The sequence below is a fragment of the Mariniflexile sp. HMF6888 genome, from assembly GCF_044335535.1.
In the GTDB taxonomy this organism is placed as follows: Bacteria; Bacteroidota; Bacteroidia; order Flavobacteriales; family Flavobacteriaceae; genus Mariniflexile.
This window is the reverse complement of the sequence record NZ_JBIQVZ010000001.1, coordinates 994,996-1,007,948: the sequence shown is the minus strand read 5'-3', so window position 1 is coordinate 1,007,948 and position 12,953 is coordinate 994,996. Positions and strand designations below refer to the sequence as shown.

The window sequence follows — 12,953 nt, the reverse complement described above, 5'->3', positions numbered from 1 at the left end:
CTGTCTAAAAAGTCTAGTTCTATGTCATATTGAGCTTGTCGAAATATTTTAACTTACTGGTAATCAATATAGGTTTCGACAAGCTCAACCTGACAAATTAAATTTAAAGGACTTTTTAGACAGCCTCTTTTTATTTTTTAAAGTATTACAGCTTATTCCTCATTATTCTCCATAAACTTACGTTCCAGTTCTGCTTGAAACTCTTCCATAACAGGACGTACGGTACTTTCGGGCAAGTCGGCAATTCGAATATACATCAATCCATCAACAGCATTATTAAATAAAGGATCTACATTAAATGCCAGTAATTTGGCGTTTTGTTTTATATATTTTTTAAGAAGAACAGGCAGACGCAATGCACCTGGTTCGATCTCATCAATAATTTTGTCAAATTTGTTTAAATCGGCTTCGGTTTCATCAAAAACAAAATCTTTGTCGGCGTCTTTTAGTTTTACTTTAAATTCTTTTTTAGGACTCACATACTGTGCTAAATAGGGGTCGTAATAATGCGATTTCATAAACTCAATCATCAACGATTTCGAGAAATTAGAAAACTGATTGCTAATACTCACACCGCCAATTAAAAATTTATGTTCAGGATAACGTAATGTAATATGCACGATGCCTTTCCAAAGTAAAAATAACGGCATTGGTTTTTGTTGATAGTCTTTAATAATGAAAGCACGGCCCATTTCGATGGACTCACTCATCATTTTATATAACTCGGGTTCAAACCTAAACAAGTCTTGTAAATAAAAACCATCAATCCCGTAGCGTTCAAAAATTCTAGAGCCTAAGCCCATTCTATAGGCTCCTACAATGATATTACTACTATTATCCCATAGAAACATATGGTGGTAATAGTTGTCAAAAGCATCTAAATCTATGGATTCATTAGTGCCTTCTCCAACTTCCCTAAAAGTAATTTCGCGTAAACGACCAATTTCGCGCAGGATGTTAGGAATTTTAGAAGCCTCAGCTAAAAAGACTTCATAATTTTTACTTTGTAACAGTCTGGAATCATCCTTACGTAACGCTTCTACCTCACTAATCATTAATGCATTGTCAACAGGTGTTACAATACGTTTTGGAGCTTTAGGTGTTTTTAAAGTAGATTGAATGTTATCTAATATTTTCGATTTATTTTCAAAAGAATTCGATAGCATATAGGTTTTTCGTCTTAAAAATTCTGAAAAATCGTCAAGAGAGGTATGTTCTTTTTGGTCTTCAACCGAAATGGGTTTTCCTATTCTAACCTTAATGGTACGCCTTTTTTGCGTTAATACTTCAGAAGGTAATTTGGCAGTTCTTAACGTATCGCTAATTTTTGATAGCTTATAGAATAATCGGCTGTTTTTCGCATGAAAGTAAATAGGCACTACAGGAACTTCGGCTTTTTTTACCAATTTCATGGCTGCTTCTTCCCAAGGTTTATCAACCATTAATTTGCCATCCCTGTAAGTGGACACTTCTCCTGCAGGAAAAATACCTAGTGGACAGCCTTCACGTAAATGTAAAATGGCATTTTTAAAACCTACAAGACTCGATTTTACGTCTTTCCTATCCTCAAAAGGATTTACAGGCATAATGTAAGGCTTCATTGGCTCGATACGGTGCAATAAAAAATTGGCAATTATTTTAAAATCGCTACGCTGTTCGAGCATTAGTTTTAAAAGTAAAATACCATCAATACCACCAAGTGGATGGTTTGAAACCGTAATGTAAGCGCCATCTTTAGGAAGTCGCTTTAAATCTTCTTCAGGAATTTCAAATTTAATTTGAAACTCATCCAAAATTTTATCTAAAAAATCGACACCTTGAAGATGTTTGTTGCGCGTGTAAAATTTATTTAGAGTTGAAATCTTAAGCACTTTCATAAGCAACCATCCAATAAACGTTCCTATAAAGCCATAGTTGTCTACGTTTATTACTTTAGCCACTTCTTTAGCTGAGACTAATCCTGAATCTTGTTGTTTGGTCATGACTGTAAATGTACTAAATTGTTTACTCACTTACTACTTGAACAGTTTCTTGTGTTAATTGTTTTAATAACACCGTTTTACCTTCTTCAATTTGGTTAATTGCGTTCTGGGTATAATGCCTAATGGTGTAAAGTGATACGTTCTTATGGCAAGTTACTTTAAATTTCGCTTTTAAATGATGTAATAATTTGTCAAGATTATCATAAATGTTATCGACACAAACCGAAAAACTAATGGCCGAATTTTGAATCACATCCACTTTCATTTTGTATAAGTGTAATAAATTGAATATGTCGCTAATGTTTTCTTCAACGATGTACGAAAAGTCTAAAGATGATAATGAGATTAAAACTTGATTCTTCTTAACTATAAAACAAGGAACCATGGGGTCTAAAGTAATGTTTTTACCTATTCTAGTTCCTGAAGCTTCTGGGTTTAAAAATGACTTTACATACAAAGGAATTTCTTTACCTTGTAAAGGTTGTAAGGTCTTTGGGTGAATAACCGAAGCACCGTAAAATGCTAATTCTATGGCTTCGCGGTAACTTATTTGGTTAAGCAATTGGGCATTTTCAAAATAGCGAGGGTCGGCATTTAATATTCCGGGAACATCTTTCCAAATAGTTACACTATCGGCATTTAAACAATAGGCGTAAATAGCTGCTGTATAATCGCTACCTTCTCTACCTAAAGTGGTTGTAAAATTATTAGGATCGCTTCCTAAAAAGCCTTGGGTGATATTTAAAACAGTTTTATTGAAATTTGATGTGATATGCTGTTGTGTTTCTTCCCAATTAACATTTGCGCTTCGGTAATAATTATCGGTTTTAATATGTTCGCGAACATCTATCCAGTTATTTTTTATTTGGATACTGTTTAAATATGCACTAACAATAGCTGTTGAAACCAACTCGCCATAGCCTATAATTTGGTCGTAAACAAAATTATAATCGGGTGATTTATTGGACGATAAAAATTGGTTGAGTTCATTAAAAAAGGCGGTTACTTTTTTAAAAACTTCATGGTTTTCGTTATCAAATAAATCTAATAGAATTTCATTGTGGTACTTTATAACTTCTTGTAAAGCGCTTTGTAATTCGGTTTTATTATCAAAATAATTTTTAACAACAAGTTCTAAAGCATTGGTTGTTTTTCCCATTGCAGAAACAACAATTAGGGTGTTTTTGTAGCCTACTTTTTGCAATAACGAGCCCACATTTTTAACACTGCTGGCATCTTTAACCGATACGCCACCAAATTTAAATACCTGCATATTATAGTTTTGAAATATAGTTTTTTATGCTCTGTTCATCCATATGAACAACACGCCACGCCTCTTTTATAGTAGCGCCTTTTTGTTTATAAAATTTTATGGCTGGTTCGTTCCAATCAAGCACCTCCCAATTAATGCGTTTCACGCCTAATTGATGGCCGTATTTAACAACTTCATCTAATAGGGCAGAACCTAATCCAGTGCCTCTAGCAGTTTCGTTAACAATTAAATCTTCTAGGTGAATTGTTTTTCCTTTCCAGGTAGAATAGCGGTTATAGCCTAATGCAATTCCTTCAATTTTCGAATTTATTTCAGCCACAAAACAAAAAAATGCAGGATGTTCGCCAAAGCCATCTTGTTGTAAATCTTCAACAGTTATTATTACCGCTTCGGGTTCTTTTTCAAAATAAGCTAATTGATTTATTAATGATAGCACTTGCGGCATATCTTCTTTTTTAGCTTTTCTTATTGTGAAACTCATAATTTTTTTTAATTATTTCATCTGTTTATATCTATTGTTTTTTATCGGTCAGATGCTATACCTAATTTATTTTTGTCTTTTGAAGCAAATTTTGTTTAAGGTATTTCAAATATAGTTTAAAGTTGAATATATAAAAGATTAATCTTGAACGAAAACGTTGTAGTTCATTAAAAAATAGCAGATATTTGTAGCAATAAAAATCTAATTTATGTCTCATAAAAAGCAAACCTTAGGAGAATTTATTATTGAAAACCAATCCTCTTTTAAATATTCTTCGGGTGAATTATCTAGTCTTATTAATTCTATTAGACTAGCTGCCAAAGTTGTAAATCATGAAGTTAATAAAGCAGGTTTAGTAGATATTATTGGAGCTGCCGGTGATACAAACATACAAGGAGAAGACCAACAGAAGCTGGATGTTTATGCGAACGAAAAGTTTATCCAAACACTTACAAATAGAAATATAGTTTGTGGTATTGCCAGTGAAGAGGAAGACGATTTTATTGCTATTAATAGTCAAGATGAAAACCATCAAAATAAATATATTGTGTTAATAGACCCATTAGATGGTTCTTCAAATATTGACGTCAATGTATCTGTCGGAACTATTTTTTCAATTTACAGACGTATTACACCTATAGGAAGTCCTGTTACCATTGAAGATTTTTTACAAAAAGGAAACATGCAAGTAGCGGCAGGTTATGTGGTTTATGGAACATCGACCATGCTTGTTTATACAACGGGTGCAGGTGTTAATGGGTTTACGTTAAACCCCGCTATTGGATCCTTTTATTTATCGCATCCTAATATGCAGTTTCCAGAAGACGGCCATATTTATTCTGTTAACGAGGGGAACTATATTCACTTTCCACAAGGAGTTAAAAATTATATTAAATATTGCCAAAAGGAAGAAGGTGATAGACCATACACGTCTAGGTATATTGGGTCTTTAGTGTCCGATTTTCACAGAAACATGATAAAAGGCGGTATTTACTTATACCCAAAAAGTTCATTAAACTCCAATGGTAAATTGCGTTTGTTATATGAATGCAACCCAATGGCTTTTTTAGCGGAACAGGCAAACGGTAAAGCCAGTGATGGTTTTACCAGAATTATGGATATTAAGCCAACGGAATTGCACCAACGTGTGCCTTTTATTTGCGGTAGTAAAAACATGGTTGAAAAATGTGAAGAGTTTATGCGCGATGCACAGTAAAAAATAAGCTTTATAAAAAATGCGAACTTCTCGGTTCGCATTTTTTGTCTATTAGTTCAGATTTAAACCGTTTTTAGCTTTAATCCATTTAATGCACTCATCAAAAGTATCAAAAATTTGTTCTCTTGGCATTAGATCTGGAATGATGTCAATACGCTCCATCATGTATTTTGGTTGATTTAGCAAATCAACAAATAGGGGAGTGATGCCATTTTTATTAAGTTCCTGAAGAACGTCTTCCATAGCATATAGCCCAGATTGATCCATATACTGCATACGGTCTAAACGAATAATAACGATTGATGCCGTTTTTGGAATTTGTGCCGCTAAACTTAAAAATTCGTTTGTAGAGCCAAAAAACAAAGGCCCTTTAATGTGCTTAATAAACACTTTTTCTTTTAATTGATCTGGAAAATCAAGTTCGTCCTTCCAAGCTTCTTCCTTTAAAGATTTAACATCAGAACGTTCGGCAGTTAAATCGCCTATTTTTTTCATAAACATTAAAGACGCTATAATAAGCCCAATACCTACTGCATAAACTAAATTCCAGAACGAAGAAAGTAGTAAAACAACAAACATAATAATGACTTCTGAACTTACTTTAATAGGTCCAATTTTAGCATCTCTTGGTAAACTTGGCACGGCTTTAAGTCCTTTATAATCCATAACCCCTATACCGACAGTAACTAATATACCTGCAAGTACCGCCGCTGGAATTCTTGATGCAATGGGGCCAAGACCTAGTAAAATAAAAAGTAACATGATACCGGCAATCATACCAGAAAGTTTTGTTTTTCCCCCAGAATTGATATTTACAACCGTTCGTATGGTTGCGCCTGCACCTGGAATACCGCCAAAAAGTGCTCCTATACTATTACCAATACCTTGCCCTATAAGTTCTTTGTTGGGGTTATGTTTTGTCTTGGTCATGTTATCGGCTACAACACTTGTTAATAAAGAATCGATGGCACCTAACAAAGCCAAAGTTAAAGCTGTAAAAACATAAGGTGTTATGCTTGCAATACTAAAACTTGTGAAAATTTCTAAATGAGGAACTGGTATCCCACTTGGAATTTCTTCAATGGGTCTGTAGTCTAATCCAAACGCTATGGCTGCACCCGATACAACAACCAAAGAAACCAAGGTGCTAGGTATTTTGGTGGTAATACGCTTAAAACCATAGATGATGAATATGGTTGAAAGTGCTAAAATTAACTCTAACCAGTTAATGTTTTGAATAGCTATAGGCAATACTTTTAAGGTTCCCAAAACCCCAGAAGCCTCGTTTTTGGCTAGTGTTTTTGATTCTTTTAAAATATCGTCATCAGTAATAAGTTTGGCTCTGTTTACCGTTTCTTCAAAATCTTCTAAAACCAAAATACCTTCACCAGCTTCTTCTTTTAAAATATTTTCTAAAATTAATTCTTCGGCTTGGGGTTTAAATTGGCTTACAAACTCTATATCTTCTTTTGGATAATATCCTATAGAAGGTAAAATTTGTGTAATTAAAATAATAACACCAATGGCTGTCATAAAACCGGAAACCACGGGATAAGGAATATATTTTATGTATTTACCAAGGCCTAAGATGCCCAATCCCACTTGCATAAAGCCCGCTAACAAAAATACGATAAGTATTGCTGGGAAAGCTTTTTCAACATCACCATCGTTTATGGCAATGATGCCTGCAATTACAACCATACTCACAGCCGTCATAGGAGCTGTTGGTCCAGAGATCTGAGTGTTTGTGCCTCCAAAAAGTGCAGCAAAAAAACTTAGAAAAATGGCGCCATAAAGTCCTGCGCTTGGACCCAGACCAGATGATACCCCGAAAGCTAAAGCTAAAGGTAATGCTACAATACCAGCCGTAATACCGCCAAAAGCATCGCCTTTTAAATTTGAAAATAGGTTCTTCATAATGGAATTTATTTTAAAGTTCTAAGTTAATTATTTAAAATTAGAATAGAGAAAGAAACCAAATACATAAAAAGCTATGGAGCTATTATTTAAAATTTTTAGAAAGTTACAAACGCTATCAAATTAAATTGATCTCTGCTTGATGTCTCAAAAAACTGATTCATATACCCTGCTTCTAGTTTTAGATTTTTATTTAAGCTATAACCAATACCCCCATAAACTCTGTTTCTATCAAAAATGGCACTTTCGGTATTCAAAAATACTTCGTTGTATGCCGAAAAATAATATTTGCTTGCTTCGAAAAAAGGAATATTTAAACCTAAGAAATAACGAAAGCGCATTTTAAAATCATCTTCAACAAAGCGTTGTTCAAAGCGGTAACGATGGTTTAATGTTACGCTTCCGATGTTTTGCTTTGATGTAAATTGTTGAAAAATTCGATGTTCATTTACGCTCAGTTTATCATCGGTATTACCTATATAATTTTCAGATAGAATATAGCCATAGCCTAATAGGACATTATTTTTATCTTCGTTAAACGTATAACCTAAACCAGTTCTTAACAGTAATTGTTCTAAATCGTCAATAACATTATAATTTCGGTATTGAATTTCGTTATGGATATTCCATTTAGAATTTACCTTTTTGTTTCCAATGTATATGAGCCAATTACCAAAATTGCTGTCTTGAGCATTTATAAAGTCAGGCAGCACCAACGCTAACGTTAGTGCTACCATACTTATTCTCTTCTTCATAATATGTTTAGTGCTTTTATATTTTTTATTCAAAAAATGTAACTTCACCTGTGTTGATGTCATACATAGCTCCAACAATATCTATTTCATTATTGTCTTCCATTTCTTTTAAAATAGGGCTTTGTTTTCTAATGTTTTCTATAGCGATGCTTACATTTTTTTCTGCAACACGATCTACAAAATCTAGGTTTTTAGAATTTCTTAAGCTTTTGTCTGTTGGTTCTGTTACAGATTCAACAGCAGGTTTAATTTTACCTAACATAGTGGTTAAATTGCCCAGTTTGGCATCGTCGCAAGCGCCTTTTACAGCACCACAACTGGTATGTCCTAATACCACCAATAATTTGGTTCCTGCAAGTTTACAGGCAAATTCCATACTGCCTAAAATATCTTCATTTACAAAGTTTCCTGCAATACGAACACTGAAAATATCGCCTAAACCTTGGTCGAATACTAATTCGGCGGAAACTCTAGAATCTATACAACTTAAAATGGTTGCAAACGGAAATTGTCCTTCACTAGTATCGTTAACTTGTTCTAATAAGTTCCGGTTTGCCTTTAAGTTATTTTGGAATCTTTGATTTCCTTCTTTTAAATATTGCAATGCCTTTTGAGGCGTCATGGTTGCTTGGGTTTCTCTTGTATGTGCTTTCATCTGGTTTTTAATTTTCTATTTACTTATGCTGTAAATACTGCTGTAAATACTATTGTTATACTAATAATTTTGTTTGCCTGTTAACAGGAGAGAGGTATTAAGTTTTTTTATAATAGACTTAATATCCTGCGTTGTTGTTTTGGATTTATTTTTTGAACCGTTTTCCAATCTATCTATGCACAACAGGTTAATATTATTTTTAGATATGTAGTTTGAAAGATTAGCAATAGTATGGTCATTTTCTTCAAATACATATTCTATGGTATTGATATTTGTAGAAAAAATGGTTTCATCCAATACTTTAGATTTTTTAATGATTTTAAATGATTTTATAGGTGTTTGGGTATGAGCTAGCAAATCTTGGGATAAAGAGGTACTAAGCGTTGTTTCAATGTTATTTAAAACACCTAATGATAATTTTCCATCGGGCTCTAACGTGTTATTTGCATCTGCTATTAGAATGGTGCCACTAAATTGTTTTAAAACAAATTGAATAATTTTATCACCATTTAAATTTAGTAAATTGTTTTTTTTCTTTCCTAAAACAATAATATCTGGTTGTTTTTCTTTAATACAGCTACTTATTTCGTTTTTAACATTACCAAATGCAAACGAGTAATTGATGTTTATTTGATGGTTCTCTGAAACAGATTGTATTATCTTTTTTATTTTTTTATCGGTAGCCGTATAATCTTGGTTAATGATACGAATGGCAGATAATTGATTGTCTCTTTCAACAATATCTGAAGCGCTTTTTACATAAAAAAAGTCCACTTCAGCATCAATCATTTTTGCTAGACTAACAGTCGTTTTTAGCGTTGTGCTTGTCGATTTTTTTAAATCGGCAAGCACTAATATTTTATATTTATTTTTTTTCATGATGTTTTAACTTAAGCTTAATTTCGATTTTGGTCTCTCGTTAAAGAACTTGATGAAACTTGATGGATTTTCAACAATACCACGTTTTGAAACAAGTTTAATATCGATGTTTCGTTCTTTAGCTTTAAATAGAAAATCTTCAAGAATCTCTATAATATCATGGTCTAAATAGCGGGTTTTAATGAGATCCAATTCTAAATAGGTGTCTCTTGGCAAATTATCTAATTCTTTAAGAATGGCTCCTTTGTTAAAAAAAGTAACCTCTTCTGCAAGCGTCATTTTTATTTTATGTTTACCATTGCTTTTGTCTTCAATATGAAGGAAATGTGAATTTTGGTAGCTTTTAAGTAAAATTACCACAACACCGACCATAAGTCCTAAGCAAATTCCAAATAGTAAATCGGTAAACACAATGCCAACAACGGTTACTATAAATGGAATCCATTGTTTCCATCCTAGTTCATACATTTTTTTGAATAAAGATGGTTTTGCCAATTTGTAACCAACAACCAAAAGGATAGATGCTAAAACCGACAATGGGATCATGTTAAGTAAACGGGGAATTAATATAACCGATACTAAAAGTAGAAGACCATGTAATATGGTCGATAATTTACTTTTTCCACCAGATTGAATGTTTGCCGAACTTCTAACAATTACCTGTGTAATTGGTAAACCGCCAATTAAGCCAGAAATCATGTTACCAGTGCCTTGCGCCAATAACTCACGGTTTGTAGGTGTTACATTTTTGTCGGGGTCAATTTTGTCTGAAGCTTCAACACATAATAAAGTTTCTAAGCTTGCTACTAATGCAATAGTAAAGGCAGTAATCCAAACATCTACATTTGCTATGGCAGTGAAATTTGGGAAACTAAATTGGCTTAAAAAATCGGTAGCACTATCAGGAATAGGCACACTAACCATGTGCTTTTTCCCAATAGACAATAGTTCATGATTTTGGGTTACAATAAAAAAGATAATTCCTAAAACAACCACAACAAAAGGTCCTTGAATTAATTCGAATATTCTAGACTTTTTACTTAATACTTTATCCCAAAGAATTATTAATATCAAACTAATAAATCCAATTAAAGCAGCTCCAGGTTGTATATTTCCTAACATGCTAAATAATTCTGAAAAGGTGTTGCCACCATCAATTTCAAAAAATTCAAGATCCCAAGCCGACTCTTCATCATACCCGAAAAAGTTTGGTATTTGTTTTAAAATAATGATGATACCAATACCCGTTAACATCCCTTTGATAACAGATGAGGGGAAATAATATCCAATAACTCCGGCTTTTAAAACTCCAAAAAGTATTTGAATAGCACCACCTAAAACAACAGCAACTAAAAAGTTTTCATAACCTCCCAATGTGCCAATGGCAGTTAAAACAATAGCGGCTAAACCTGCTGCAGGCCCACTAACACCAACTTTAGAGCCACTTAAGCCTCCAACAACAATTCCTCCAATAATGCCAGCAATTAAACCCGAAAATAAAGGGGCGCCACTGGCAAGAGCGATACCTAAACATAATGGTAAGGCAACAAAAAATACAACGATACTTGCAGGCAAGTCGTTTTTAATAGTTTTAAACATATTATAATTAAATTTTACTCTTGGAAGTGGTTTAAACTTTTTCTAATTGGTTAAAAAATCGTCCTTTTTTGCCCAGTCTACGCCTTTTTTTTCTTTCCGTAGCGATGCTATGCAACTCGAAAAAGGCTTTGATTGAACAAAAAATGACTGATTTTTACTTCAATCGCAAAAGGTTAAACTACTTCTTGGTTAAAAACCAAAAGTTATTAAACGTGATTGATTAGTTGACTTTTTTCAAAGTCAGAAAAAAACAGAAATTATAATATGATGTGTTCTGGTGGTGGAGAAATTAAATTGAGGTGGGGTTTTGAATAATTTTTAAAATGATAACAAAAAAACAGATGGCTTTTTAACTTGAAATCGGTTAAAAAATCATTGTTTTGTAATGAAAACGGCGATATCAAGTTTTTGGTCTTGCCGTTTTCTTCTTCTTCTGTTATAGAGTAGAATATAGAAGTATCAATAGAATCATCTAATACAACAATTACAGATGGCGCTACTATAAGTGCCATAAATAGTGTTGTAAAAAATATTGCTATTGCCTTTCTAATCATCAAAAAAAAATATTAAAAGCAAATATAGTATTTAACATTTTCTATTATGTTAAATATTTTTTAAAATGATTTAAACTTGGATGGTTTTGAGTTGTTTTTAATTTTAAGCAAAAATATTTACAGATACAGCATAAAAAAACCCTTTATTAAGAATAATAAAGGGTTTTTTGTGGGTTTTTTATAAAGCTACTAAGTCGCCAGCTTCATTTTTAGTAGGTAAATCGGATTTACCCATTAAATAAATATCGACTTGACGCGCTGCTTCTCGGCCTTCGGATATAGCCCATACAATTAATGATTGTCCTCTACGCATATCGCCAGCAGTAAAGATGTTAGGGATATTGGTTTGGTATTTTCCGTATTCAGCTTTGTAGTTAGAACGGGCATCTTTTACAATCCCTAATTGGTCTGCAATAGTGCTTTCTGGGCCTGTAAATCCAAGAGCAAGTAAAGCTAAATCGCATGGCCATGTTTTTTCGGAACCTTCAATTTCTATTAATTGAGGACGCTCACCTGGAATCATTTTCCATTCGACATTTACCGTTTTTAAAGCTATTAGCTTGCCTTTTTCATCTTTAATAAACTCTTTGGTGTTTATTAACCAGTTACGTTCAACACCTTCTTCGTGCGATGATGATGTTTTTAACTGTAATGGCCAAAAAGGCCATGGAGTTGTCGGCGAACGGTGTCCTGGAGGTTTTGGCATGATTTCAAAATTCACTACCGATTTTGCGCCGTGGCGGTTTGATGTTCCAACACAATCTGATCCTGTATCTCCACCACCAATTACTATGACATGTTTATCGGTTGCCAAAACTTGGTTTTTAACTTCTTTACCAAATAATACTTTGGTTTGTTGAGTTAAGAAATCCATAGCTTGTACCACACCATCTGCATCAGATCCGGGTGTCGGCAAGCTCCTTCTTTCTGTAGCGCCACCACAAAGTACCACAGCATCAAAGTTCTTTAATTCTTCAACATCGTAATTTACACCAACATTTACATTGGTTTTAAAAACAATGCCTTCGGCTTCTAAAATGGCAATTCTACGGTCTATGATACCTTTTTCCATTTTAAAATTAGGAATGCCATAACGTAATAAACCTCCAACTTCATCATCTCTTTCAAAAACAGTTACGGTATGACCTGCTCTGTTTAATTGTTGTGCAGCTGCTAAACCCGCAGGACCAGAACCTACAACAGCAGCGGTTTTACCCGTTCTTGTTTTTGGTGGTTGAGGTTTTATCCAGCCTTCTTTGAAAGCACGCTCTACGATTTGTTTCTCAATGTTTTCAATAGAAACGGGGTCTTCAATAATGCCTAATACACATGATTTTTCACAAGGTGCAGGACATAAACGTCCTGTGAACTCTGGGAAATTGTTAGTTGCATGCAATAACCAAGAGGCTTTCTGCCATTCACCTTGATATACCATGTGGTTAAAATCCGGTATTAAATTACCAAGTGGGCAACCACTGTGGCAAAAAGGAATACCACAATCCATACAGCGCGATCCTTGTTTTGAAATTTCCGTATCACTTAAAGGAATGGTAAATTCTTTATAATGTTTTAAACGCTCTTTTACAGGCGCATTGCTTTCATCTTGTCTTTCAAATTCTTTAAATCCTGTTACTTTTCCCAT

At 33.6% G+C, this 12,953-nt stretch carries 11 protein-coding genes; 1 reads left to right on the top strand and 10 read right to left on the bottom strand.

Annotation, left to right across the window (positions count from 1 at the left end; all coding sequences use genetic code 11):
- Positions 1–152: 152 nt before the first annotated feature.
- From ACGLWY_RS04590 to ACGLWY_RS04580, 3 genes are read right to left on the bottom strand one after another with little or no spacing between them, the layout of a single operon-like run.
- Positions 153–1,982: a GNAT family N-acyltransferase gene (locus tag ACGLWY_RS04590; protein ID WP_396618477.1), complete on the bottom strand. Its 1,830-nt coding sequence runs from the start codon at positions 1,980–1,982 to the stop codon at positions 153–155.
- Between the two features lie 22 nt (positions 1,983–2,004).
- The gene (locus ACGLWY_RS04585; protein ID WP_396618476.1) at positions 2,005–3,255 is read right to left on the bottom strand and encodes an aspartate kinase; all 1,251 of its coding nucleotides are present in this window, start codon (positions 3,253–3,255) and stop codon (positions 2,005–2,007) included.
- Position 3,256: 1 nt separating this feature from the next.
- Entirely contained in the window at positions 3,257–3,736 is a 480-nt protein-coding gene (locus tag ACGLWY_RS04580) for a GNAT family N-acetyltransferase (RefSeq protein ID WP_396618475.1), read from the bottom strand.
- Between the two features lie 208 nt (positions 3,737–3,944).
- Between ACGLWY_RS04580 and fbp the strand changes: the two genes are divergently transcribed.
- Entirely contained in the window at positions 3,945–4,952 is a 1,008-nt protein-coding gene (gene fbp, locus ACGLWY_RS04575) for a class 1 fructose-bisphosphatase (RefSeq protein ID WP_396618474.1), read from the top strand.
- 51 nt (positions 4,953–5,003) lie between these two features.
- Here fbp and ACGLWY_RS04570 read toward each other — a convergent pair whose 3' ends face one another.
- The 7 genes from ACGLWY_RS04570 to ACGLWY_RS04540 all read right to left on the bottom strand — a co-directional run bounded on the left by ACGLWY_RS04570 (position 5,004) and on the right by ACGLWY_RS04540 (position 12,953).
- Positions 5,004–6,869 (bottom strand): SulP family inorganic anion transporter, encoded by a 1,866-nt coding sequence (locus tag ACGLWY_RS04570; protein ID WP_396618473.1) that lies wholly within the window; start codon positions 6,867–6,869, stop codon positions 5,004–5,006.
- A 98-nt stretch (positions 6,870–6,967) separates the two neighbouring features.
- Complete coding sequence (locus ACGLWY_RS04565; RefSeq protein WP_396618472.1) at positions 6,968–7,624, bottom strand: DUF2490 domain-containing protein; 657 nt, start codon at positions 7,622–7,624, stop codon at positions 6,968–6,970.
- A gap of 25 nt (positions 7,625–7,649) precedes the next feature.
- Positions 7,650–8,279, bottom strand: a complete 630-nt coding sequence (locus ACGLWY_RS04560) for a carbonic anhydrase family protein (RefSeq protein ID WP_396618471.1) — start codon at positions 8,277–8,279, stop codon at positions 7,650–7,652.
- Between the two features lie 60 nt (positions 8,280–8,339).
- Entirely contained in the window at positions 8,340–9,158 is an 819-nt protein-coding gene (locus ACGLWY_RS04555; RefSeq protein ID WP_396618470.1) for a universal stress protein, read from the bottom strand.
- Between the two features lie 6 nt (positions 9,159–9,164).
- Positions 9,165–10,757: a SulP family inorganic anion transporter gene (locus ACGLWY_RS04550; protein ID WP_396618469.1), complete on the bottom strand. Its 1,593-nt coding sequence runs from the start codon at positions 10,755–10,757 to the stop codon at positions 9,165–9,167.
- A 257-nt stretch (positions 10,758–11,014) separates the two neighbouring features.
- A complete protein-coding gene (locus ACGLWY_RS04545) occupies positions 11,015–11,269 on the bottom strand; it encodes a hypothetical protein (protein WP_396618468.1) in 255 nt (84 codons plus the stop codon).
- Positions 11,270–11,489: 220 nt separating this feature from the next.
- Complete coding sequence (locus ACGLWY_RS04540; protein ID WP_396618467.1) at positions 11,490–12,953, bottom strand: glutamate synthase subunit beta; 1,464 nt, start codon at positions 12,951–12,953, stop codon at positions 11,490–11,492.